The organism is Novosphingobium sp. CCH12-A3 (genome assembly GCF_001556015.1).
Taxonomy (GTDB): Bacteria; Pseudomonadota; Alphaproteobacteria; order Sphingomonadales; family Sphingomonadaceae; genus Novosphingobium; species Novosphingobium subterraneum.
The window spans coordinates 40846-62852 of the sequence record NZ_LSIA01000021.1; the positions used below are offsets into that span (position 1 = coordinate 40846).

Annotated in this window: 25 protein-coding genes; 20 read left to right on the top strand and 5 right to left on the bottom strand. The window is 62.7% G+C overall.

Annotated elements, in window-relative coordinates:
- Nucleotides 1-20: 20 nt before the first annotated feature.
- Nucleotides 21-2912, bottom strand: a complete 2892-nt coding sequence (locus AX703_RS02000) for a pitrilysin family protein (protein ID WP_062342293.1) — start codon at nucleotides 2910-2912, stop codon at nucleotides 21-23.
- A gap of 54 nt (nucleotides 2913-2966) precedes the next feature.
- Nucleotides 2967-3533: an FKBP-type peptidyl-prolyl cis-trans isomerase gene (locus tag AX703_RS02005; RefSeq protein ID WP_062342296.1), complete on the bottom strand. Its 567-nt coding sequence runs from the start codon at nucleotides 3531-3533 to the stop codon at nucleotides 2967-2969.
- A 114-nt stretch (nucleotides 3534-3647) separates the two neighbouring features.
- Between AX703_RS02005 and AX703_RS02010 the strand changes: the two genes are divergently transcribed.
- The 13 genes from AX703_RS02010 to AX703_RS28625 all read left to right on the top strand — a co-directional run bounded on the left by AX703_RS02010 (nucleotide 3648) and on the right by AX703_RS28625 (nucleotide 12660).
- Entirely contained in the window at nucleotides 3648-4226 is a 579-nt protein-coding gene (locus tag AX703_RS02010; RefSeq protein WP_062342334.1) for a NifU family protein, read from the top strand.
- A 10-nt stretch (nucleotides 4227-4236) separates the two neighbouring features.
- Nucleotides 4237-4854 carry a tRNA (adenosine(37)-N6)-threonylcarbamoyltransferase complex dimerization subunit type 1 TsaB gene (gene tsaB, locus AX703_RS02015; RefSeq protein WP_062342298.1) on the top strand — a complete coding sequence of 206 codons (618 nt, stop codon included), beginning with the start codon at nucleotides 4237-4239 and terminating at the stop codon, nucleotides 4852-4854.
- Nucleotides 4855-4874: 20 nt separating this feature from the next.
- Nucleotides 4875-5348: a GNAT family N-acetyltransferase gene (locus tag AX703_RS02020; RefSeq protein ID WP_062342299.1), complete on the top strand. Its 474-nt coding sequence runs from the start codon at nucleotides 4875-4877 to the stop codon at nucleotides 5346-5348.
- Between the two features lie 165 nt (nucleotides 5349-5513).
- A complete protein-coding gene (locus AX703_RS02025; protein WP_039332761.1) occupies nucleotides 5514-5951 on the top strand; it encodes a MucR family transcriptional regulator in 438 nt (145 codons plus the stop codon).
- Between the two features lie 111 nt (nucleotides 5952-6062).
- Complete coding sequence (locus AX703_RS02030) at nucleotides 6063-6485, top strand: Fur family transcriptional regulator (RefSeq protein WP_039332758.1); 423 nt, start codon at nucleotides 6063-6065, stop codon at nucleotides 6483-6485.
- The gene (locus tag AX703_RS02035; RefSeq protein WP_062342301.1) at nucleotides 6469-7242 is read left to right on the top strand and encodes a 1-acyl-sn-glycerol-3-phosphate acyltransferase; all 774 of its coding nucleotides are present in this window, start codon (nucleotides 6469-6471) and stop codon (nucleotides 7240-7242) included. The genes AX703_RS02030 and AX703_RS02035 overlap by 17 nt, the downstream gene beginning before the upstream one ends.
- A 34-nt stretch (nucleotides 7243-7276) precedes the next feature.
- Nucleotides 7277-8599 (top strand): tRNA (N6-isopentenyl adenosine(37)-C2)-methylthiotransferase MiaB, encoded by a 1323-nt coding sequence (miaB, locus tag AX703_RS02040; RefSeq protein WP_062342303.1) that lies wholly within the window; start codon nucleotides 7277-7279, stop codon nucleotides 8597-8599.
- A gap of 87 nt (nucleotides 8600-8686) precedes the next feature.
- Nucleotides 8687-9709 carry a PhoH family protein gene (locus AX703_RS02045; protein WP_039332754.1) on the top strand — a complete coding sequence of 341 codons (1023 nt, stop codon included), beginning with the start codon at nucleotides 8687-8689 and terminating at the stop codon, nucleotides 9707-9709.
- Entirely contained in the window at nucleotides 9706-10209 is a 504-nt protein-coding gene (ybeY, locus tag AX703_RS02050; protein WP_039332751.1) for an rRNA maturation RNase YbeY, read from the top strand. Before AX703_RS02045 ends, ybeY begins: the two co-directional genes overlap by 4 nt.
- A gap of 20 nt (nucleotides 10210-10229) precedes the next feature.
- On the top strand, nucleotides 10230-11180 hold the full coding sequence (locus tag AX703_RS02055; RefSeq protein WP_062342305.1) for a CBS domain-containing protein: 951 nt from the start codon (nucleotides 10230-10232) through the stop codon (nucleotides 11178-11180).
- A gap of 9 nt (nucleotides 11181-11189) precedes the next feature.
- A complete protein-coding gene (locus AX703_RS02060) occupies nucleotides 11190-12071 on the top strand; it encodes a LysR substrate-binding domain-containing protein (RefSeq protein WP_052242137.1) in 882 nt (293 codons plus the stop codon).
- Entirely contained in the window at nucleotides 12068-12469 is a 402-nt protein-coding gene (locus AX703_RS02065) for a hypothetical protein (protein ID WP_062342306.1), read from the top strand. The genes AX703_RS02060 and AX703_RS02065 overlap by 4 nt, the downstream gene beginning before the upstream one ends.
- 65 nt (nucleotides 12470-12534) lie before the next feature.
- Complete coding sequence (locus AX703_RS28625; RefSeq protein WP_255355015.1) at nucleotides 12535-12660, top strand: hypothetical protein; 126 nt, start codon at nucleotides 12535-12537, stop codon at nucleotides 12658-12660.
- Between the two features lie 25 nt (nucleotides 12661-12685).
- Here AX703_RS28625 and AX703_RS02070 read toward each other — a convergent pair whose 3' ends face one another.
- Nucleotides 12686-13465, bottom strand: a complete 780-nt coding sequence (locus AX703_RS02070) for an inositol monophosphatase family protein (protein WP_062342308.1) — start codon at nucleotides 13463-13465, stop codon at nucleotides 12686-12688.
- A gap of 166 nt (nucleotides 13466-13631) precedes the next feature.
- On the opposite strand from AX703_RS02070, the gene AX703_RS02075 reads away from it, so the two are divergent.
- Complete coding sequence (locus tag AX703_RS02075; RefSeq protein WP_062342311.1) at nucleotides 13632-14573, top strand: helix-turn-helix domain-containing protein; 942 nt, start codon at nucleotides 13632-13634, stop codon at nucleotides 14571-14573.
- A gap of 40 nt (nucleotides 14574-14613) precedes the next feature.
- Nucleotides 14614-14952 carry a hypothetical protein gene (locus AX703_RS02080; RefSeq protein ID WP_062342313.1) on the top strand — a complete coding sequence of 113 codons (339 nt, stop codon included), beginning with the start codon at nucleotides 14614-14616 and terminating at the stop codon, nucleotides 14950-14952.
- 12 nt (nucleotides 14953-14964) lie between these two features.
- Here the strand turns inward: AX703_RS02080 and AX703_RS02085 are convergent, their stop codons facing one another.
- On the bottom strand, nucleotides 14965-15900 hold the full coding sequence (locus tag AX703_RS02085; protein ID WP_039332738.1) for a ribose-phosphate pyrophosphokinase: 936 nt from the start codon (nucleotides 15898-15900) through the stop codon (nucleotides 14965-14967).
- A 118-nt stretch (nucleotides 15901-16018) separates the two neighbouring features.
- On the opposite strand from AX703_RS02085, the gene AX703_RS02090 reads away from it, so the two are divergent.
- From AX703_RS02090 to gltX, 4 genes are all read left to right on the top strand, one after another.
- Nucleotides 16019-17689: an NAD+ synthase gene (locus AX703_RS02090; protein ID WP_062342315.1), complete on the top strand. Its 1671-nt coding sequence runs from the start codon at nucleotides 16019-16021 to the stop codon at nucleotides 17687-17689.
- 53 nt (nucleotides 17690-17742) lie between these two features.
- Entirely contained in the window at nucleotides 17743-17940 is a 198-nt protein-coding gene (locus AX703_RS02095) for a hypothetical protein (protein WP_039332734.1), read from the top strand.
- A 72-nt stretch (nucleotides 17941-18012) separates the two neighbouring features.
- The gene (locus tag AX703_RS02100) at nucleotides 18013-18441 is read left to right on the top strand and encodes a hypothetical protein (protein ID WP_062342318.1); all 429 of its coding nucleotides are present in this window, start codon (nucleotides 18013-18015) and stop codon (nucleotides 18439-18441) included.
- A 47-nt stretch (nucleotides 18442-18488) separates the two neighbouring features.
- Nucleotides 18489-19817: a glutamate--tRNA ligase gene (gltX, locus tag AX703_RS02105; RefSeq protein ID WP_062342320.1), complete on the top strand. Its 1329-nt coding sequence runs from the start codon at nucleotides 18489-18491 to the stop codon at nucleotides 19815-19817.
- Between the two features lie 168 nt (nucleotides 19818-19985).
- Here the strand turns inward: gltX and AX703_RS02110 are convergent, their stop codons facing one another.
- Complete coding sequence (locus AX703_RS02110; RefSeq protein WP_039332729.1) at nucleotides 19986-20441, bottom strand: peptidylprolyl isomerase; 456 nt, start codon at nucleotides 20439-20441, stop codon at nucleotides 19986-19988.
- 110 nt (nucleotides 20442-20551) lie between these two features.
- On the opposite strand from AX703_RS02110, the gene mgtE reads away from it, so the two are divergent.
- Complete coding sequence (gene mgtE, locus AX703_RS02115) at nucleotides 20552-21997, top strand: magnesium transporter (RefSeq protein ID WP_039332727.1); 1446 nt, start codon at nucleotides 20552-20554, stop codon at nucleotides 21995-21997.
- Nucleotides 21998-22007: the final 10 nt, after the last annotated feature.

Genomic DNA, 22007 nt, shown 5'->3' on the forward strand with positions numbered 1-22007 from the left:
CAGGCCTGAGGACATTTCGGTCAGCGTTTTTCCGGGACAACCTCCAGGCGCCAGCTCTTGTCCGCTCGCAGGTATTTCTGCGCCAGAGCCTGCATGCGCTCGGGCGTTGTCTGGCTGTAATCGTTGAGGATCGTGCGGATCGCAGCAATCTTGCGCGGATCGTATGCAGCTCCTTCCAGCTGGTACATGTAGAAGCCATTTCCAGTGCTGGCCCGCGTGATCAGTTGCTTGAGCGGTTCAGTCACCCGGCTGATCTCGTCTGCTGAAGGCGGCGTAGCAGCAAGTTCAGCTGCGATCTTGTCAACGGCAGCAAAGAAAGTGTCGAAATCTCCCGGCCGCAATTGGACCATCGCCGAGAGATACCCGCCCGATGGCAGATCCAGGGGCCAGCTTGAACCGACTTGTGGTGCGTAGCTCGCTCCCACCTTTTCGCGCATCGCATCGAACAGGCGATTGTTGAAGATCTGCGCCAGGATTTCGAGCTGGCGGCTTTCACGCACACCGGCCTGGCCGCCCCCGGTTGGCCATGCCACCACGGCTGCGGCCTGAGAGGGATCGCCGCGATGGGTCAGAACCAGCGGTTCGGGGTTGTGTGCCGGGATGTTCGGGGCGAGTGTCGGCGCCGCTGTCGGAGTGCGAACCGGCAAGGCGCCGAAAGTCTTTTCCAGAGCAGCCAATGCCTGTTCCCGTGTGAAATCGCCGAACATGTCGATCTCGATCGGTCCTTCCGAAAGCAGCGGCTCCCATGTCTTGCGGAAGCCCTCCGGAGTTACCTTCTCAAGCTCGGCCGGGTTTGGCGTCGCATAGCGCGGGTCTCCATCGCGCAACAGCCAGTTGAGATCGCGATTGAGTACCGCATTGGGAGCCGAATTGTAGCTTTCGTACTGGAGCTTTGCCGCGGCCTTGGCACGCAACACCGGATTGGCATCCCAACGCGGCATGCCCAGCTTGGCAGCCATGAGATAGAGCTGGTCGGCAAGGTCCGCCGGGCGCGTATCGGCCGAAAGCACGAATGCCGTGTCGTCTATGTCGAAATCGAGGCTCAACTTGCGGCCTGTCGCCAGACGGTCCAGATCATCCCGCCCGAGTGCGCCGATGCCGCTGTCCATCAGCGCCACCTCGCCGATCGGGCCATAAACCGCATCTTGGGGCTGGATCGCCGAGTACCCGCCGCCAAACCTAGCCTTGATGATGATGCGGCCTGGCTCGGCGTCATTGGGCCACAGCAGAACGCGAACACCGTTGGAGAGTTCGACCTGCTCGATGCCTAGCAACCCGATCGGTCGCGCGCTGGCGACAGTGCCAGGTGTGCCAACGGGTGGAAGGTCCGAAAACTTTAGGGCGTTTGCCGCCACGCGGCTTTCCGATGCCGCCTTGACAGGCGCAGTCAATGCCGCGCGCAGGGAGGCTTCGTCAGCTTCGCCAGCCTTTGGCGTGATCATCATCGGGCGTACCACGGTGCCCCTGAACAAGGCACGGGTATGTTCAAGCACGGCTTGCGGCTTGAACAAGGGTATGGAACGCCTGAATATGTCGTAGACGGTGTCGGGGTTGGCTACGGTCTCGCGGATATCGACGGCGTTGACGATATCGTCAGCCGCCTTGGACCCGGCAATGGTGGACTGCGTTTCGACCGAGACCTTGAAGGCGACTTCAAATTCGGCAACTTCGCGGTCGATCTCTGCCTGAGAGGGCGGCGTGGCCAAAGCATCGGCAATGACCGAGCGCACGTCTGTTACCGCACTTTTCCAGTCCTCGCTCAATGGCGTGACCGTCACGATCGTGGCGTCTGCGGATCGCGAAAGCTCCTGCTTCATCTCGTCCACGGACGCCACCAGGTAGCTCCCGCCGCCCCGCGCCCTGGCCTCAAGCCTGCGATTGATCAAAGCCAGCGCGAGCCGATCAATCATCAGGCCCTGGTTGTAGACAATGGTATCGTTGACCTTTGTCCATGGACGCAGGATCGCCCAGTTTACCAGTCGTGGCAGGTCCGGCTCGACCAGCACTTTCGCTTCGCCGACCGGGTTCTTGGGATCGATGCCGGCGGGCGCAATCGGCTTGCCGAAATCAGGCTGCAACGGCTTCTTGCCGGCCACCTGCCACCCACCGAACCATTGTTCGATCCGCGCGACCAGTGCTGCCGGGTCAGCATCGCCGGCCACCACGATCACGGTATTGTCGGGGCGATACCACTTGTCATGGAAAGCCTGTACCGCAGCAGCGTCGGCCGCTTCGAGAGTTTCCACCGTGCCGATCGGGCTGCGCGATGCCAGGAGCTGCCCCTTGAAGAACAGCCCCCGCGTTGCGTCCAGCACCCGCGATTGCGCGCTGGTGCGTTCGCGCATTTCGGCAAGGACGATCGGAACCTCGGTCTTGACGCCACGATCGGTGAAGATCGGCGCAGTGATCATCCCCGACAGCAGCTTGAACGTCTCGTCCAGCTTGGGTGCCGTCGCATTGGGAATGTCGAGCTTGTAAACCGTCTGCGTGGGACTGGTCTCGGCGTTGGTATCGCTGCCGAAGGTGGCACCCAGCCGCTGCCACGTGGGGATCGTCTCGCCTTCCTTGAGATACTTCGATTCGCGGAAGGTCAGGTGCTCGATGAGGTGCGCATAGCCCCGCTGCGGTTCGGTCTCGTACATCGAACCCGCGTCCACCAGAACGCGGATCGACACCTGCTCGGGCGGGACGCCGCTGTGACGAACCGCATAACGGATGCCGTTCGGCAGGATGCCAAAGGTCCAGGCCTTGTCCTGCGGAACGTCCGAGCCCTTGTAGAGCCACGGGACATTGGACTTCGTCGCCGCGCTCGGGGCCTTGGCAGGGGCTTCGGCAACCACGGGAGCCGCCGAAACCAGCAGGAGGGAAAGAAACAGGCCGAAGCGCCGGGCGCGCGTGTTACGGGATCGCATCACCCGACTATAGGAAGCCTTCTCATGAAGGACCAGTGAATAGACCCGTTACTTTCAGGGCGTTGTCGTGGCCGGCTGCGCAGGTTGGGTTGCAGATTGGGCAGCACGCATGGCTTCGACTTCTGCAACGGTCTTGAAGTCGACCAGTTCGACCTGGAACACGAGATCCGCATTTGCACCGATCGGGCCTGAGCCTTCCGCGCCGTAACCAAGCGCCGAGGGCACGCACAGACGCATCAGGCTGCCCTTGGATAGAAGCTGCAGGCCTTCAGAGAAGCCCGGAATGACGCCATCCACGGGAAATGCCGCCTGCATGCCCTGGTCGAACACCTCGCCATTGGCGGCAAGATAGCCGACGTAATTGACCAGCACGTAATCACTCTTGGTCGGCTTTGCGCCTTCGGCCGGCTTCAGGAGCATCGTGCCGAGCCCACTAGCAGTCTTGGCAGAGCAGAGGCGCTGTGCGGGCGCGACCACCGGATTCAGCGGCATCGGAATGGCGACAGCCGATGGGGCGACCGGCTTTGCCGCAGGTGCGGCGGCATTCAAGGCCGAAGCACCCAAGGTGCAGGCAAGAACGGCAGGGGCGAGGCGGACGAGCGCAAGGGGGAGCTTGATCATCTCGCTGCATTAGCGAGCCTTGCGAGGTTCCGCCATGAGACCTTGCGCTGAAACTGCGCAAAACCCTGCCTGTCGGGCCCTTGACCACGCCAAGGACCGGCCTACATGCGAATCATGTTCATCGAGACCGAAACCACGCCAAACCCCGCCACGCTCAAGTTCCTGCCCGGCGAGCAGGTCATGGCGACCGGAACGCGCGAGTTCACCTCGCCTGAAGCTGCTGAAGCATCGCCCCTCGCGCAGGCCCTGTTCGATCTTGGTGACGTGACCGGCGTGCTGTTCGGGCGCGATTTCGTTTCGGTCACCGCGGCACCCGGCGTGGAATGGGCAGGCCTCAAGCCTCAGGTTCTGTCGATCCTGCTCGATCATTTCGTCAGCCAGGCTCCGCTGTTCCTGGGGGGCACTGCCGCCGGCATCGCGGTTCCTGCCGAAGCTGATGAAAGCTTCACCGACGACCCGGCCGACGCCGACATCATCGACCAGATCAAGGATCTGATCGAAACGCGCGTGCGGCCTGCGGTGGCCAATGACGGCGGAGATATCATCTACAAGGGCTTCCGCGAGGGCGTGGTCTACCTCCAGATGCAAGGCGCCTGCTCAGGCTGCCCGTCGTCGACAGCTACGCTGAAGAACGGGATCGAGAGCCTGCTCAAGCACTACGTGCCCGAAGTTACTGAAGTTCGAGCAGCCTGATCTGACGGCGATGCGCAAACTCGTGATAGACTGCGCGACAGAAGCTTGTTCAGTCGCGCTGATCGAGGATGGCGTACTGGTGGCTGGTGAATACGCGCTGCTTGGTCGCGGCCATGCTGAACGACTGGTCCCCATGATTGCTGCCCTTCCCGACAAGGGCATGGCGGATGTGATCGCGATAGACGTCGGTCCCGGAAGCTTCACAGGCATTCGCGTTGGCCTTGCTGCAGCACGAGCCCTTGCGCTGGCATGGAATGCGCGATTGCAGGGGTATGAAAGCCTTGCGCTGGTTGCAGCGATGGCCCTTTCGGAACGGCCAGGCTCGGCTGTCGACGTCTGCATGACCGGCGGTCACGGCGAGTGGTTTTTCCAACCCTTCGACTCTGACGCAACACCGCTCGCTCCCCTCGCATCGCTCACGCCTGCCCAGGCCAGGTCGAGAAGCACGGCTCTGTTGCTGGCAGGCAGCCAGGCTGCAGAACTCGCCGACGACCGCACTCATGCGGTTGCGCTCAGCTTGCATCCCGATGCTCGCTGCGCTGGCCTTCTGGAGGAGCGGGCGTTCCATATCGATCCTAGGCCAAGCTACGGTCGCGCGCCCGATGCCCGCCTTCCTTCGGCAGCATGACCGAAGGGATAGGCTGACCGATGACTCCGCCTCCCGATGATATCGACCGGATCATGGCCGTCATGGACCAGGCATTCGCCGCGGAGTACGGTGAGGCCTGGAACCGCAAGCAGGTAAGCGACGCGCTACTGGTCGGCAATTGTCGCTACGGTCTCATTGCACCAGATGGTAGCGAAGACTTGGAATCCGGCGATGAAACTGCCGGTTTTTTCCTGAGTCGTGCGATCATCGACGAGGAAGAACTTCTCCTTTTCGCAATTTCTCCGAAGTACCGGCGAAAAGGATTGGGGCACGCACTTTTAGGTCGCTTTATCCTGTCCGCAAAGCAGAACGGGATGCGCCGCGTTTTCCTCGAGATGCGCGATAACAATCCCGCTGGCTTTCTTTATGCCGCACACGGATTCCGCCAAATTGGATTAAGACCGGCTTATTATCGCACCCCCAGCGGGGCCAGAATTGATGCGATAAGCCAGGAACTTGCACTCGGCAATTGAAACAATACTTAGGATTAACCTAAGTAGCATTGACAGCGTCGTCGATCTGTCGTGAAACCGGTTGTATCCTTGTGGGATGCGACTATAAATGTGATCTGGATCACCAAACCAAGTCGCGAGTCCAGATGCCTCCGCGCAGGACAAACATAGAAAGCCGGTTTTGCCATGAGTGAAATTCAGAACGACATGCGGGAGACGCTGATCACCCTCACTTCGGATATCGTTGCCGCGCATGTGAGCAACAACAGCGTCTCGGTGAACGATCTCCCGGCATTGATTTCAAACGTGTATTCTGCGCTGGCCGGGCTGGAAAAGCCGGTAGTTGCCGAAGAGCCCGCTCCGGAACCTGCCGTTTCGATCCGCGCTTCGGTGAAGAACGATCACATCGTCTGCCTGGAAGATGGCAAGAAGCTGAAGATGCTCAAGCGCCACCTCGCAACGCGCTACAACATGACGCCGGAACAGTATCGCGCCCGCTGGAATCTTCCTGCCGACTATCCGATGGTCGCGCCGGCCTACGCCGAAAAGCGCCGTGAACTTGCCAAGAAGATCGGCCTCGGCCGCAAGCCGGCGCCCAAGCGCGGCCGCAAGACCGCTGCCTGATCCGCGGGCAGATTGGTGGCAATGACTGTGCGCAATACGATTGCGTACAGTTGAAGATTTGGCCCGCCGGTCTATAGATCGGCGGGCCGATCCTTTCATGACGAGTACCCAGTGCATCAGCCGATCGACATCGAAGCTCTCTGCGCCGAACGCGGCCTGCGCATTACCGACCAGCGCAGGACAATCGCGCGCGTCCTTTCGGAGAGCGACGACCATCCGGACGTCGAGAAGCTGCACGAACGCGCCTCGGCCATCGACTCGCGCATTTCGATCGCGACGGTTTACCGCACCGTGCGCCTGTTCGAAGAAGCCGGCATTCTCGACCGGCATGACTTCGGTGATGGCCGCGCCCGTTACGAAGCGACGCCCGAGGCGCATCACGATCACCTGATCGACGTCGAGACCGGGAAGGTCATCGAATTCGTCGATCCCGAACTAGAACAACTCCAGCGCCAGATCGCGGAAAAACTTGGCTACCGCCTGGTCGATCATCGCATGGAGCTTTACGGCGTGAAGCTTGAACGCGACGGCTGACGCTATCCCTCGTCAGGCAATTTCGCTTGTCGGACGCCTGCGCATCGCAGTGCGGCTCGCAGCGATGCTGGTTCTCTTGCTCGTATGCGTACCGCTTTACTACGTCTGGCGGATCCTGCGACTGCACAACCCCTGGCCACGGGTGTTCCTTGGCGGCATCGCCCGCGTCGCCGGCGCACGCGTCGAGATCTCGGGGGAGCCTTCGCGCAAGGGCGCGTTTCTCCTCTCCAATCATGTCAGCTGGCTCGACATCCCGGTCATCTCAGGCGCAAGCGGTAGCGCCTTCGTTGCCCACTCAGGGCTTGCCGATGTCGGTCTGCTCAAATGGCTGTGCGAAATGAACGACACGGTGTTCGTCGCCCGTCATGACCGGCGCTCGGTCCATACCCAGGTCGAACAGGTGCGTGCAGCTCTCACCGACACTGGTGCGCTCACCGTGTTTCCGGAAGGCACCACGAGCAACGGCGCCAGCTTGCTGCCGTTCAAGTCGTCACTATTGTCCGCGCTGGATCCGCCCCCGCCCGGCATTGCGATACAGCCGGTCTGGCTCGACTACGGGCCGGACGTTGCCGCGATGGCATGGGTGGGGGAGGAACATGGGCTGGACAATTTCCTCAAGATCCTCGCCCGGAGTAAGCCGATCCCGGTGACAGTGCATTTCCTCACGCCACTCGGACCTGAGGAGACAGCGAACCGCAAGGTCATGGCTACAGCGGCACGCGAACGCATCCTCGCAGCGGTGAACGGCGCGCGTTAGACAAACCCTGCCAAATCCACTATCGGCGCGGCCCATGTCTTCCACCGCAACTTCTTCCCCCAAGACGTTCCGCGTCAAGAGCTTCGGCTGCCAGATGAACGTCTATGATGGCGAGCGCATGGCCGAACTCTTGGCAGCAGAAGGGATGTCTGCCGCGGGCGACGGGGATGACGCCGACCTCGTCGTCCTAAACACCTGCCACATCCGCGAGAAAGCGACCGAAAAGGTCTATTCCGATATCGGCCGGCTGCGCCGGGAAGATGGCTCGGCACCCATGATCGCAGTCGCGGGTTGCGTGGCCCAGGCTGAAGGCGAGGAAATCATGACCCGCGCGCCAAGCGTGAAGGTGGTGGTCGGCCCGCAATCGTACCACCGCTTGCCGGAAATGGTTGCCGAGGCCGCTTCCGGAAAGCGCGCCACCGAAACCGACATGCCGGCAGAGGCCAAGTTCGCGGCCTTGCCCAAGCGCCGCAAGTCAGCCCCCACCGCCTTCCTCACCGTGCAGGAAGGCTGCGACAAGTTCTGCACCTACTGCGTCGTGCCCTATACGCGCGGTGCAGAGATCAGCCGCCCGTTTTCCGATCTGGTCGAAGAGGCGAAGCTACTCGTTGCCGGCGGTGCGCGCGAGATCACGCTGCTTGGGCAGAACGTGAATGCGTGGACTGGAGAGGACGACAAGGGCCGCAGCATCGGCTTGGACGGGCTGGCGCGCGCCCTAGCAGCTGACCCGGACCTCAAGCGCATCCGCTACACCACCAGCCATCCCAACGACATGACCGATGGCCTGATCGCCGCGCATGGCGAACTTGAGAAGCTGATGCCTTTCCTCCACCCGGTGCAGGCGGGCAGCGATCGTGTGCTCAAGGCGATGAACCGCAGCCACACCGCAGACAGCTACCTCAAGGTGCTCGACCGGATCCGCGCCGCCCGGCCCGACATCGCGCTGTCGGGCGATTTCATCGTCGGTTTCCCGGGGGAGACTGATGCAGAATTCGAGGAAACACTGCGTCTCGTCGACGCCGTCCGCTATGCGCAGGCGTTCAGCTTCAAGTATTCCGCCCGCCCCGGCACCCCGGCTGCGACGATGCCCGACCATGTTCCGGCAGCAGTGATGGACGAGCGCCTTCAACGCCTGCAAGCGGCGCTCAACCGCGATCAATTGGCTTTCAATCAGGGCAGCGTCGGCAAGACCTGCGAAGTCCTCGTCGAACGCAAGGGCAAGCATCCCGGCCAGTGGCTCGGCAAATCGCCCTGGCTGCAATCCGTGCACTTCGCCGGCGAAGCCGAGATCGGCCAGATGGTTACGGTGAAGCTTGTTGAAGCCGGTCCGAACTCGCTGGCAGGTCAGCTCGTCTAATTGCCCTGTGCAAAGTCTGCGCGCGCGTCTTGTGCGCGCAACTTCCGTTCCTATGCTCTGAATCAGGCCCAAACCTGAAAGGAGCTCATGGCCCGTAAACCCCATCGCGCCGACGAGGCGCATCATCGCCCGGAAACACAGCATCGCCGTGCCCGGGTCGAGGTCGAGTTTGACGAGCAGACCGTGCTTGGCGCCCTGTTCGGCCAATTCGACACCAATCTCGTGCAGATCGAGAATCGGCTGGGAGTTTACATTTCGGCGCGCGGCAACCGCGTGCTGATCGAAGGGCCCGACGACGCTGTCGCCCGAGCGCGCGACGTGCTGAAGGGCATGCATCAACGGCTGCTGTCGGGGCAGGAACTTGATTCCGGCGCGGTCGAATCGCTGATCGCGATGAGCGTCGAGCCGACACTTGAGGGCATCATCACCGGGGCGCCGGGTGGTGCGCCGCCGATCATGATCCGCACGCGCAAGAAAACCATCATTCCGCGCAGTCCGACGCAGATCGACTACATGAAGGCGTTGATCAGCCACGACGTGATCTTCGCGCTCGGTCCGGCGGGTACCGGCAAGACCTACCTCGCCGTAGCGCAGGCCGTAGCGCAACTGATCTCCGGTTCAGTACAACGCCTGATCCTGTCACGCCCGGCTGTGGAAGCCGGCGAACGCCTCGGCTTCCTGCCCGGCGACATGAAGGAGAAGGTCGACCCCTACCTTCGTCCGCTCTATGACGCGCTGTACGATTGCATGCCGCCCGAACAGGTCGAGCGCCGCATTGCGAGCGGCGAAATCGAGATCGCGCCCATCGCCTTCATGCGAGGGCGCACGCTCGCGGATGCCTTCGTCATCCTCGACGAAGCGCAGAACACCACGCCTGCACAAATGAAGATGTTCCTCACCCGCTTTGGCCAGAATAGCCGCATGGTGATCTGCGGTGACCCCAAGCAGGTCGACTTGCCCGGCGGTGTCGGCGCCAGCGGCCTGAACGACGCGGTACAGCGTCTCGAAGGGGTCGAAGGCATCGCAACGGTGCGCTTCAATACCGCCGACGTGGTGCGCCATCCAATCGTCGGACGCATTGTCGAGGCATATGAAGGGAAGGACGCTTGAGCGCGCCAATCCTTGAAATCGACATCGATCCGGTCTGGGGCGAGGAAACCGATTGGGAGGACCTCGCCAATCGCGCCGCTGAAGCCACGGCGCAGATCGCCGGCGAACTGGCGCACGAGAACCTGCTGGTCAGCCTCGTCATGGCCGATGACGAGGAAGTTCACGCGCTCAACAAGCAGTGGCGCGCCAAGGACAAGCCGACCAATGTCCTGTCCTTCCCGATGTTGAGTCGCGAGGAAGTCCTTCATGCAGCGCGGGATACCGACGCGCCTGGAATGCTCGGCGACCTGATCCTTGCGCACGGGGTGTGCACGCGCGAAGCGGCGGAAAAGGGCGTGTCGGTAGAGGTCCATGCCACCCATCTGGTAGTTCATGGCCTGCTCCATCTTGCCGGCTACGACCACGAACTGGGTGAGGCCGAAGCCGAGGAAATGGAGAATCTGGAGCGGAAGGCGCTTGCGCTGATGGGCATTGCCGACCCATATGCGGTCGAAGACTGAACAAGTGAGGGAATACGACAGTGCCCGAGGGCAATGGCTCCGCCGGCGACAGCCGGTCGGGAGACGGAGACAGTAGCAGTAGTCGCGCCCTGTGGCGCGCGATCAGGGCCTTCTTCAGAGGTCCGGACCACGATCAATCGCTGCGCGCACAGATCGAGGAAGCGATCGACGAGCACGAGGGCGAGGTCCATCAGGATAACAGCAGCAACGGCAACGGCGACCTTGTTCCGCTCGAGCGCCAGATGCTGCGCAACCTGCTTCACTTCAGCGAGCACGACGCCGATGACGTAGCCATTCCGCGCGGCGAGATCATCGCCGTGCCAGCCTCGGCGACGTTCGAGGAGATGGTCGCGTCCTTTGCCGAGCACGGCCACAGCCGCCTGCCCGTCTATGGCGAATCGCTCGACGAGATCGTCGGCATGATCCACGTGAAGGACGTTTTCGTCATCATCGCTGGCATGATGCTGTCGAACAAGCAGCCGCCCAAGGACTGGACGAGCCTGATGCGACAGCCTCTGTTCGTGCCGCAGGCCAGGGGCGCACTTGACGTATTGGCCGACATGCGCAGCCGCCGTACGCATCTTGCAGTGGTGATCGACGAGTATTCGGGCACAGATGGCATCATCACCATCGAAGACCTGGTCGAGGAAATCATCGGCGAGATCGAGGACGAACACGACGATGCGCCCGAAGAACTGCTCCGCAGGATCGATCCTGATACCTGGGATGCCGATGCGCGGGCAGAACTGGATGACGTCGCGGACACCGTCGATCCAAGGCTTGCGGAAGTGGAGGAAGACGTGGATACGCTCGGCGGTCTGGCCGTGGTATTGGCAGGCGAAGTGCCGCCTGTCGGTCGCGTGCTTGAACATGCCAGTGGTTGGCGGCTTGAAGTGACCGGAGGCGATGAACGGCGCCTCACCCGCCTCAGGCTGCATGCGCCACAGGCAGTGCTGGCCGAAGAAGAATAGGACGAAGAGATGATCCGCCGCCTGCCCCCACTGCGTTCGCTCGAGGCGTTCATTCGCGTCGTGCGCGCAGGCTCGGCCAAGACGGCGGCCGCGGAACTTGCGCTAAGTCCTTCGGCCCTGTCGCGTCGTCTCGGCGCGCTTGAGGATTTCATCGGCAAGCCGCTGTTCGAACGCAAGCATCAGGCGCTGAAGCTCACTGAAGAAGGCCAGCAGCTTTACGATGCCGTTGCTCCGCTGATCGACGAGATGGCAGACCGCGTCGATCGACTGATCGATACCGGCAAGGTCATGCGCCTGCGGCTTGGCGTCCTGCCGCTGTTCGGCAGCCAGCGCCTGTTTCCGCGCCTCGGCGAACTGCGCAAGCTTCATCCGCAGTTGCACATCGATATCGATTCAGGCCACGCCGCCGAGACCAAGCTTGGCGACACCATCGATGCCGCCATCGTCCTTTCGGAAGGGCCGGACGCCTCTCTGCATTCGGTGCGCCTTGATCACAACCGGGTCCACGCGATAACTTCGCGCGAATTGGCCGCCGAGCTTGGCGAGCGTCCCGATATAGCCAAGCTCTCCAAGCAAACCTTCCTTGTACATAATGACCTTCCCGCCAGCTTCGAGGCATGGAAGAAAGCGCTACACCTCGAAAAACTCGAACCGGCCGCGATCGATCACTTCGATTCCGGTCAGCTGATCCTCGAGGCAGCGGCGCAGGGTCTTGGCATCGCGATCATGCACGATGACCATTACCATCGCAGCCATGATTCCCGCCTCGCCCGGCTTTACGATATCGATGTCGACAGTCCCTATTCGTACTGGTTCGTATGCCGCCCGCGGGCGCTGCAATCGCGGCCGGTGCGCCTGTTCCACGACTGGATGCTGAAGGCAGGGCTTTGAGCGCCAGCCGCCGCCGCGCCGTTGCAGTGAAGATCCACTGCCCGATTTCTGCCCTGACACTCACTGCATTGCTCAATGGCGAGGGCGACGCGATCGAACGCGACCCCGCCGCAGCTGCCATGCTCGCCGTGATCCGCGCCGACAATCCCTTGGGTGACTTCAAGCTCTACAATGGCGTTTGCGAGATATCGCCGGGATGGGAAAGCTTCCAGCCCGGGCCGGACGCCAAGCCGACGATGGGAAGTGCGGGCGAGCGCCCCCTCTCGCCGACCGCGATCATTACGACCTACGCCGATGCGGACGCAGACCTCGCGCCCGCACTCGATGCGCTCATGGCTGCGCACCCTTGGGAGATACCGGTCATCGAACTGTCGGAGGTACAGCTACTGGTGCGCTGAAGAAGATCTTTGCCTCTTGTTCGATAGCTGGAGCCCTGCGCTACACGATCCGCTGGAGCGATCAGGTGCCGCATCTGACAGACTATTGGATCGAGCCATCCGATTGCCTGCCGCTACTGCCGGTCCTGCCCTCAATAGGAGAGCGCTACGAGTTGATGGAACTTTCGCGCTCGCCCGGCAACTCGCGCTGAGGGGCGGACGGGATCATCGGCCAGCTCAGTGCGCGCAAGCCAACGCCTCCACCACGTCCTCCAGCCGTGCCGGATCTCCCAGTGCGATGACGTGGCCGTCGGAACCTGCGTGCAAGGGATCGCCATTCCAGTCGGCCATCGTGCCACCGGCACCTTCGACAATTGGCACCAGCGCGGCCCAGTCGTGAAGCTTGAGGTTCGCCTCACAGACAACGTCGAGCTGCCCCGTGGCGAGCATGGCGTAGTTGTAGCAATCGCCACCCATCACCATGCGCCTGTGATCGGTTTTCGCAGCAAGGCCCATGAAGTGCCCGCCATCGTGGTCGTCGAAATAATGCGGCCCGGTCGTCGCCAGCGTGGCTTCCGACAGTTCACGACAGATTCGCGTCTGCACCGGTTTGCCGTTAAGCGTAGTCCGCTTGCCCATGGCACCGACCCAGCGCTCCCCGGTGATGGGCTGGTCCAGCACGCCGAGCACCGGAAACCCTTCGACCACCAGCGCGATCAATGTGCCGAAGATCGGACGGCCGGCCAGGAAACCCGCTGTTCCGTCGATCGGATCAAGCACCCAGCTCCGACCCGACGAACCGGCGGTCGAACCGAATTCCTCGCCAATGATGGTGTCGCGCGGCACCTCTGCCGTCAAGATGCGCCGCATGGCCTCTTCGGCCGCACGGTCAGCCAGGGTTACCGGCGTAGCGTCGCCCTTCCGCTCGGCGGCTACTGTGCGGAAGTGCGGGCGAATGGCCTCCGCCGCCGCGTCGGCGAGACGCATGGCAAGGGCGATGTCGTTTTCAAGCTTCATCCCCCGGCTCTGCCTGCTTTCAACCAATACGGTCAACCCGCAAGACCAGAATCGGCATTGGACAAATGTGCCTGCGCAATTTTAAGGAAGGCGTGACAAACCGCACGCATGAAAGGTTTTTGGGGCGCTAGACCTTCATGCACCGATTGTCTTGGGGGCACGCTAGATGAGTCGCAGCAACAGGCCGGGCGTTGATCGCGCGATAGTTTCGCCGATCGCCACGCGCGATGGCCAACCGATTTCCTACAGCCGGGCCCCGGCTCCCGACCTCGATCGCTGGATTGGAAGGCTCTACGTCACCATCGTCGGGACCCCGCCCGAACATCGCCTGGACTGTGGACTGTTGAGCGATTTCGCGTGCATCCGCATTCAGTTGCGCGGCAAGTGGGAGGCCACCACGGCGGATGGCTTGCGCACTTCCGAGCAAGCGGCAATGCTGTTCGGTCCACATTCTCGTCGGATGCCGATCAGCGTCACCGGCAGCTTCGTCAGCATCGGCATCTTCCTGCGACCTGGCGTCTGTCATGCGCTGCGGGGCCCGGACATTGCCACGCTGACAGACAGGCTGGCCACTTTCGCCGATCTGGGGATGCCGGAACAGCGCTGGCTAGACCTGTTCGATCCTGATGCGTCGCCGGAAGACTGGGTCAAGGCCATGGAATGCGAGATGCGCAGCCTGATCGCTGATCGCGCCGTGCGCGAGCCGGATCCGATTTCAGCCCACTTCGAGGCCGCCGCATTTGCCGATCCCACGATCAGCGTTGCACGGCTTGCCGAAAAGCTGGGCGTGACGCAGCGTCGGCTGGAAAGGATAGCTCACCGCGACTTCGGCATGCCACCCAAGCAGGTCTTGCGGCGTGCCCGCGCGCTCGACATGGCGAGTCACCTGCGCGGCGTGGCAGATCAAGAAGAGGCCGAGGCTATTGCCTTGCGCTATTATGACCAGAGCCACCTGATACGCGAATTCACCGCTCTGTTCGGGATGAGCCCGCGCCAGTTCGTCGACCGCCCTCAGCCACTTATGACGTTGGGCCTTGAAACACGGCAGGCCCGCAGGCTGGAGGAAATACGCAGGCTGGAACCCGGCGAGGTCAAGCCCTGGGAGTGACCAGCATTGCGCGCTTCCGCTTCACCACCTAGGCTCAGGCATGGCCAGGGCTGACCGTCTCGAACGTCTCGACAAACGCCGCTCCGAAATGGAAGCGGACTATCGCGCTGCGCTGATCCAAGCGCTTGAAGTGACCGCGGCGGGCAAGTGGGGCCTGTTCGATCACAACGCGGACAAGATAATGCGTGCCGCCACTGCACCGATTTTCGACAACCTCACCGAGATTGCCGACGAGATCGCTGAGGCGCGCGAGGCCTTGTTCATGGAGCCGTTCACCCTCCACGACGAGTTCATGGCTTCCCGCGGCAAGCCTCCGGCCAACGCTGTGGGCGAGCCGAAGCAGGCTCGCGCATGGCTGGAGCGCCTGAAAAACGGCTGACTTGCGGCAGGATCAGTCGAACAGGCTGGAAACCGAGCTTTCGTCGGCAATGCGGCGCACGGCCTCGCCGATCAGCGGGGCAATCGTCAGCACGCGGATGCGGTCGGAAGCGGCGGTCGCTTCGGTCGGCATGATCGTGTCGGTGATCACCAGTTCCTTGAGCGCGGAATTGCTGACGCGCGCCACTGCGCCGCCCGAAAGCACGCCGTGGGTAATGTAGGCCGAGACGCCCGCCGCGCCTTCGTCCATCAGTGCCTGCGCTGCGTTGCAGAGCGTACCGCCCGAATCGATGATGTCGTCAATCAGGATGCACATGCGGCCCTTGACGTCGCCGATGATGTTCATGACTTCGGACTGGCCGGGGCGGTCGCGGCGCTTGTCGACGATGGCGAGCGGCGCGTTGTTCAGGCGCTTGGCCAGCGAACGTGCACGGACCACACCGCCGACGTCGGGCGACACTACCATCAGTTCCTGCGTACCGTAGCGGGTCTGGATGTCGGCTGCCATCACCGGGGCCGCAAACAGGTTGTCGGTCGGGATGTCGAAGAAGCCTTGGATCTGGCCGGCGTGGAGGTCCACCGCCAGCACGCGATCGGCGCCTGCCTGCGTGATCAGGTTGGCAACGAGCTTGGCCGAGATCGGCGTACGCGGCCCGGGCTTGCGGTCCTGGCGGGCATAGCCGAAGTAGGGGACAACCGCCGTGATGCGCTTTGCCGAAGCACGGCGAAGCGCGTCGATGCAGATCAGCAGTTCCATCAGGTTGTCGTTCGCCGGGTAGGCGGTGGACTGGACGACGAAGACGTCCTCGCCACGGACGTTCTCGTGGATTTCCACGAAAACTTCCTCGTCAGCGAAGCGGCGCACGCTGGCGTCGGTCAGCGGCATTTCGAGATAGGCCGAAATGGCGCGGGCGAGCGGCAGGTTGGAGTTGCCGGCCATGATCTTCATTGCGTGCGATTCCCTCGGATTCGATCCCCAACGCGCCCTTAGCCCATGATGACAGCTTTGCAACTCTTGGCAGCCATGGGCGTTGCCGCCCAGCGAACAGTCCCTTAGGAGTTGGGCCATGGCCGATACGCTTCGCATCACCCTCGCCCAACTCAACCAGTCGGTTGGGGATCTTGCCGCCAATGTCGCGGCTATGCTTGCCGTGCGGGAGAGCAACCCGGAATCGGACCTGATCGTCTATCCGGAACTGATGCTGATCGGCTATCCGCCGGAAGACCTGATCATGAAGCCGGCCCTGATCGAGCGAGCTGCCACCGAACTCGAAAAGCTGGCCAAGGTCACTGCAGATGGCGGCCCCGCCATGCTCGTGGGCTCGGTTTTCGTCCGCGATGGTGACCTCCACAATGGCGTCGCCCTGCTCGAAGGCGGTCGCATCGCAGCCACCCGCTTCAAGTACGAATTGCCCAATTACGGCACGTTTGACGAAAAGCGCTATTTCATGCCCGGCCCCTTGCCGGAGCCCGTGCTGTTCAAGGGCGCGATGCTGGGCTTGCCGATCTGCGAGGATATCTGGCACCCCGACGTTTGCCGCCACCTCGCCGACCTCGGCGCCGAAATGTTCATCTGCATCAACGGCAGCCCTTACGAGATCGATAAGGACGTGCTGCGGATCGACGGCGTGGCCAAGCGCCGCGCGATCGATACCGGCATCCCGCTGGCCTACCTTAACCGCGTCGGCGGGCAGGACGAGATCGTGTTCGATGGGGCGAGCTTCGTCGTCGGCCCCGAAGGCGCGCTGTGGGTGCAGATGCCGGACTGGGAAGAATCCGTCGTCACCACCGTCTGGACCCAGACCGCTGTCGGCTCCGGTTCGCGCTGGCGCTGCGACCCCGGCGTCGATCACGAACTCGCCGAGCATCCCGAAGACATCTACTGCGCCATGGTCATGGCCCTGCGCGACTATGTAAACAAGAACCGCTTCCCCGGCGTTGTCCTTGGGCTGTCGGGCGGGATCGATTCGGCGATCTGCGCGGCCATTGCCGTCGATGCTCTTGGCCCCGATCGCGTGTGGTGCGTCATGCTGCCAAGCCGCTACACTTCGCAGGAGAGCCTCGACGACGCTGCGGGTTGCGCGCAAATGCTCGGCGTCCGGCTCGACACTGTGCCGATCGCTCCGGCTGTCGATGCCTTTGACGGCATGCTCGCCCCGGTGTTCACCGGCAAGCAGCCCGACCTTACCGAAGAGAACATCCAGTCGCGCATTCGTGGCGTGACCCTGATGGCACTGTCGAACAAGTTCGGCCCGATGCTGGTCACCACCGGCAACAAGAGCGAAATGAGCGTCGGCTACGCCACGATCTATGGCGACATGAACGGCGGCTACAACCCGCTGAAGGACGCCTACAAGACCACGGTCTTTGCCGTCTCCGAATGGCGCAACGCACATCGCCCGAAGATTGGCCTTGGTCCTGATGGCCCGGTCATGCCGCAGCGGATCATCACCAAGCCACCAAGCGCCGAGTTGCGCCCCGACCAGAAGGATTCGGACTCACTCCCGCCTTACGACGTGCTAGACGCGATCCTGCAGGGGCTGGTGGAGAACGAGAAGAGTGTCGACCAGATCGTGGCCGAAGGGCATGACCGAGCGACCGTCAGCCGCATCGAACGGCTGCTCAACATCGCTGAATACAAGCGGCGCCAAGCTCCCCCCGGCGTCAAGCTGGGCGCGCGCAATTATGGGCGTGACCGGCGTTATCCGATAACCCACGGTTTCCGAACCGGAACCTGACATCCTCCATCCCGTAGTTGTTTTGTCATTCAACTATCTGGGAATATTCACGAATGCGCAAAAGCTCCCGCCTCAAGGGAAGCGGCTATCTGGTGTCGAGCGTCAGCGTCGTGCTGCTCGGGGTGCCCGCGCTCAAGTCCGCCCAAGACGAGCCACTGATGCTTGCTTTCATGCTTGCCGGCATGCTGCTGTCAATCGTTGGCATGGCCCTTCGCTGGCGATCCCACCGCGTAGCGGCGACTAGGGAATAGTTGCGAACGATTCGCATTGACCTGAGCCAAGCTCATGTTAACTTGCGAATCGTTCGCAAGAAAGGATGTGCAATGCCTGCAGGCCAGTCCTCCACCCGCTACTCCGCCCTGATCGACAGCATGGCCCGCCCACAGGACGTGCGCGGCCTGTCGCTGAAGGGCCTGCACGTGACCATGGCGATGCGCCTGTGTGCACTGTTCGATGCCTCTGGCCGCGATCCCGTGCCCGACCTTGCCCAGCGCTACCGCTCCATCGAAGCGGCCTGCGCCGTCCACGGACTGGTGCAGACGATCAAGCAGGTCTGGCCCGAACCGTTCCTGGTCAACCGCCCCTGTTGTCTTGCCATGACGCCGGACGAGACCACCCTTGCAGCCCTCGCCCGCGCCGCCGTCTCGGGCAAGCGGGAAGCCTTCTCGGAAAGCATCGCGGGCTTTGTCCGCGCTGACCGCCACGAAGCGCTCTACAACGCGACGATCCATGCCGTGGCGCTGATACCCTAGAGTCCCCGGCCTTCCCCTTGCAGCAGCGGCGCGCTAGGGCAGCGCGCATGACCACGGTAACCCGCTTCGCCCCTTCGCCCACCGGCAAGCTTCATGTCGGCAACGTCCGCACTGCGCTCCACAACTGGCTTCTGGCGAAGAAGACCGGCGGCCGATTCCTGCTGCGCATCGACGATACCGATGCCGAGCGCAGCCGCGAGGAGCATGTCGATTCCATCCGTGCCGACCTTGCCTGGCTCGGCCTGACCTACGACGGCGAGGAGCGCCAGTCGCTGCGCACCGAGCTCTACGAGCGCGAGTTCCAGCGTCTGGTCGACGCGGGCCGCATCTACCGTTGCTACGAGACTGCACAGGAACTGGACCTCAAGCGCAAGATTCTGCTCGGCCGCGGCCTGCCACCGATTTACGATCGCGCCGCGCTCAAGCTGACCGAGGCGGACCACGCTGCGAAAGCCGCTGCGGGCGAAACCCCTCACTGGCGCTTCCTGCTCGATCACCAACAGCCGATTACCTGGGAAGACGGTATTCGCGGCCCCCAGAACTTTGATCCGCGGCAGATGTCGGACCCGGTGATCCGCCGCGCTGACGGCTCCTGGCTCTACATGCTCCCCTCGGCAATCGACGACATTGCCATGGGCATTACCGATGTGCTGCGCGGCGAAGATCACGTCTCGAACACCGCCACGCAACTTCAGATGTTTACCGCTCTTGGTGCCCGGCCTCCCCGGTTTGCCCATGAAGCGCTGCTGACCGGAAGCGAGGGCAAGCTGTCCAAGCGTCTCGGCGCATTGGGGATGGCCGATTTCCGCGAACAGGGCATCGAACCGGAGGCAATTGTCGCCTTGCTCGCCCGCCTTGGCACGTCCGATCCGGTCGATCCGTCACTCGATGCTGCTGCACTGGCTGAGAACTTCGACCTGTCCCGCTTCGGCCGCGCACCGGCCCGCTTCGACGAAGCCGACCTCCACCGCGTGAACGCCCAGATCGTTCACCGCCTGCCATACGCCCGCGTTGACCATCTTCTGCCCGAAGGCATGGGCCAAACTGCTTGGGATGCCATCCGCCCCAATCTCGCCCATATCGACGAGGCGAAGGACTGGTGGCAGGTCGTGACCGGACCGGTGACTGCGCCTGCGTTCGACGAGGAAACCCGCGCCTACCTGGCGCAAGCCGCCAAGGTTGCCATCACACTCGACTGGTCTGCCGAGCCGTGGCGCGCATTGACCAGCGCCCTCAAGGACAGCACCGGCCGCAAGGGCAAGTCCCTGTTCCTGCCGCTGCGTCAAGCGCTGACGGGCCATGACCACGGACCCGAAATGGCCGCCCTCCTGCCGCTGATCGCGCAGGACGAGGCAGTGCGGCGGCTGAAGTTTTAATTTCCAACCCGCTCGTCCTGAGCCTGTCGAAGGACGCTGGCATTGCGCCGGATGCTTCGACAAGCTCAGCATGAGCGGGCTCAAGTCAATCATTGACAAGCACGGCGCCAATGAAAAAGGGGCGGCAGCCGTCAGGCCCCGCCCCTCTTTTCTTGACCAGCAGTCCAATCAGGCAGCGACGACCTTCGCTTCCTTGATCACGCCCGGGTTCGCCGGCGGCTCACCCTTGGGCAGCGCGTCGATCAGGTCCATGCCGCTCTCGACCTGGCCCCACACGGTGTACTGCTTGTCGAGGAAGCGTGCATCGTCAAAGCAGATGAAGAACTGGCTGTTCGCCGAATGCGGATAGCTCGTGCGAGCCATCGAGCACACGCCGCGGACGTGAGGTTCATCGTTGAATTCGGCCTTGAGGTCTGGCTTGCTCGAACCGCCCATGCCGGTGCCCTGCGGGCAGCCGCCCTGCGCCATGAAGCCCGGAATCACGCGGTGGAACTTCACGCCGTTGTAGAAGCCCTCGTTCGCCAGTTCCTTGATGCGCTCGACGTGGCCGGGGGCCAGATCGGGACGCAGCTTGATCACGACATCGCCGGAATCGAGCGTGAGGACCAGTTTTTCGTCAGCCATTAGTCGCAATCCTTGCTTGTTTGCGCGCCGATATAAGGCTTCCGAAAATAAAGTCACGCATAGGTCTGCCGACTGGTTGCAATTGCCGCATCAGCCGGTAACCCGCCCCTATGGAGCGCGACGACGACATCATCGACAGCCTGCTCCCCGACGTGGACGATGCGCCCGCGCCGGCCGAACCCTCGCGCAATTCCGAAAGCCTTGACGAGGAGGACAATACCCTTCGCCCCAGCTTCGTCCGCCGCGTCGCCGAGGCACTCGAAGCCGGTGACGACGAGACCGTCTACAATCTTGTCGAACCGCTCCACCCGGCCGATATCGCCGACCTTTTCGAGCTGATCGACCAGGATGACCGCGTCAAGCTGGCCCGGGCGATCAACGACCTCATGGGCGGCGAGGTTCTTGCCGAGCTCAACGATCACGTCCGCGAACTGCTGGTCGAAGAGCTCGAGCCCGAGGAAGTCGCCGACCTAGCCGAGCAGATGGAGACGGACGACGCCGTCGCCCTGATCGAGGACCTCGACGAGGAAGACCAGCAGGCCGTCCTGGCCGAGATGGAACCGGAAGATCGCGCCGCGATCGAATCCGCGCTGTCCTATCCGGAAGAAACCGCCGGCCGCCTGATGAGCCGCGATCTTATCGCGGTGCCCGAGGCGATGACCGTCGGTGACCTGATCGACTACCTGCGCCGCGACGACGAATTGCCCACCGAATTCTGGGAAGTGTTCATCGTCGACCACAAGCATCATCCGGTCGGCACCTGCAGCCTTTCATGGATCCTGCGCGCGCCGCGGAGCGTTCCGCTGGCCGACGTGATGAAGCGCGACCAGACGCTGATCCCGGTCTCGATGGATCAGGAAGAAGTCGCGCTGCGCTTCCAGAAGTACGCGCTGATTTCAGCCGCGGTGGTGGACGAAAGCGGCCGCCTCGTCGGCCAGATCACCGTCGACGATATCGTCCACATCATTCAGGAAGAGGCGAGCGAGGACATCCTGCGCCTGTCCGGTGCCGGCGATGGCGACATCAACGAACCGATCCTGCTCACCGTTCGCACCCGGCTGACCTGGCTGGTGGTGAACCTCGGCACGGCGCTGGTTGCCGCCTCTGTCGTCGGCATGTTCCAGGGCGCCATCGCCCGCTTTGCCTTGCTCGCGGTGCTGATGCCGATCGTGTCGGGAATGGGCGGCAATGCCGGAACGCAGACACTGGCTGTGGTCGTGCGCGCGATTGCCACCAATCAGCTGACCAGTTCGAACACGATCCGCATGATCCTGCGCGAGTTGCGAATCGCGGCCACCAACGGCGCTGCGCTGGGTATCCTGATCGGGCTGGGCACGGGCCTCCTGTTTGCCAACCCGCTGCTCGGCGCGGTCATTGGCTCGGCGATGGTCATCAACAACCTTGTGGCCGGCCTTGCCGGTATTCTTGTTCCGGTCACGCTTGATCGGCTCAAGGTGGATCCGGCTGTCTCTTCGGCCGTATTCGTGACCATGGCGACCGATGTCATGGGCTTCTTCTCGTTCCTCGGCCTCGCCGTGCTGAGCGGCCTTGCCTGATCCGGAAGAA

What these genes read in the sequence shown, in the direction of transcription:
- AX703_RS02085 (WP_039332738.1), bottom strand. Translation starts at nt 15,900, where the DNA reads ATGAAGATCATGGCCGGCAACTCCAACCTGCCGCTCGCCCGCGCCATT.
- AX703_RS02095 (WP_039332734.1), top strand. Translation starts at nt 17,743, where the DNA reads ATGCGCAAAAGCTCCCGCCTCAAGGGAAGCGGCTATCTGGTGTCGAGC.
- AX703_RS02080 (WP_062342313.1), top strand. Translation starts at nt 14,614, where the DNA reads ATGGCCAGGGCTGACCGTCTCGAACGTCTCGACAAACGCCGCTCCGAA.
- AX703_RS02070 (WP_062342308.1), bottom strand. Translation starts at nt 13,465, where the DNA reads ATGAAGCTTGAAAACGACATCGCCCTTGCCATGCGTCTCGCCGACGCG.
- miaB (WP_062342303.1), top strand. Translation starts at nt 7,277, where the DNA reads ATGTCTTCCACCGCAACTTCTTCCCCCAAGACGTTCCGCGTCAAGAGC.
- AX703_RS02090 (WP_062342315.1), top strand. Translation starts at nt 16,019, where the DNA reads ATGGCCGATACGCTTCGCATCACCCTCGCCCAACTCAACCAGTCGGTT.
- AX703_RS02100 (WP_062342318.1), top strand. Translation starts at nt 18,013, where the DNA reads ATGCCTGCAGGCCAGTCCTCCACCCGCTACTCCGCCCTGATCGACAGC.
- AX703_RS02000 (WP_062342293.1), bottom strand. Translation starts at nt 2,912, where the DNA reads ATGCGATCCCGTAACACGCGCGCCCGGCGCTTCGGCCTGTTTCTTTCC.
- AX703_RS02010 (WP_062342334.1), top strand. Translation starts at nt 3,648, where the DNA reads ATGTTCATCGAGACCGAAACCACGCCAAACCCCGCCACGCTCAAGTTC.
- AX703_RS02005 (WP_062342296.1), bottom strand. Translation starts at nt 3,533, where the DNA reads ATGATCAAGCTCCCCCTTGCGCTCGTCCGCCTCGCCCCTGCCGTTCTT.
- gltX (WP_062342320.1), top strand. Translation starts at nt 18,489, where the DNA reads ATGACCACGGTAACCCGCTTCGCCCCTTCGCCCACCGGCAAGCTTCAT.
- tsaB (WP_062342298.1), top strand. Translation starts at nt 4,237, where the DNA reads ATGCGCAAACTCGTGATAGACTGCGCGACAGAAGCTTGTTCAGTCGCG.
- AX703_RS02025 (WP_039332761.1), top strand. Translation starts at nt 5,514, where the DNA reads ATGAGTGAAATTCAGAACGACATGCGGGAGACGCTGATCACCCTCACT.
- AX703_RS02110 (WP_039332729.1), bottom strand. Translation starts at nt 20,441, where the DNA reads ATGGCTGACGAAAAACTGGTCCTCACGCTCGATTCCGGCGATGTCGTG.
- AX703_RS02075 (WP_062342311.1), top strand. Translation starts at nt 13,632, where the DNA reads ATGAGTCGCAGCAACAGGCCGGGCGTTGATCGCGCGATAGTTTCGCCG.
- AX703_RS02045 (WP_039332754.1), top strand. Translation starts at nt 8,687, where the DNA reads ATGGCCCGTAAACCCCATCGCGCCGACGAGGCGCATCATCGCCCGGAA.
- mgtE (WP_039332727.1), top strand. Translation starts at nt 20,552, where the DNA reads ATGGAGCGCGACGACGACATCATCGACAGCCTGCTCCCCGACGTGGAC.
- AX703_RS02020 (WP_062342299.1), top strand. Translation starts at nt 4,875, where the DNA reads ATGACTCCGCCTCCCGATGATATCGACCGGATCATGGCCGTCATGGAC.
- AX703_RS02060 (WP_052242137.1), top strand. Translation starts at nt 11,190, where the DNA reads ATGATCCGCCGCCTGCCCCCACTGCGTTCGCTCGAGGCGTTCATTCGC.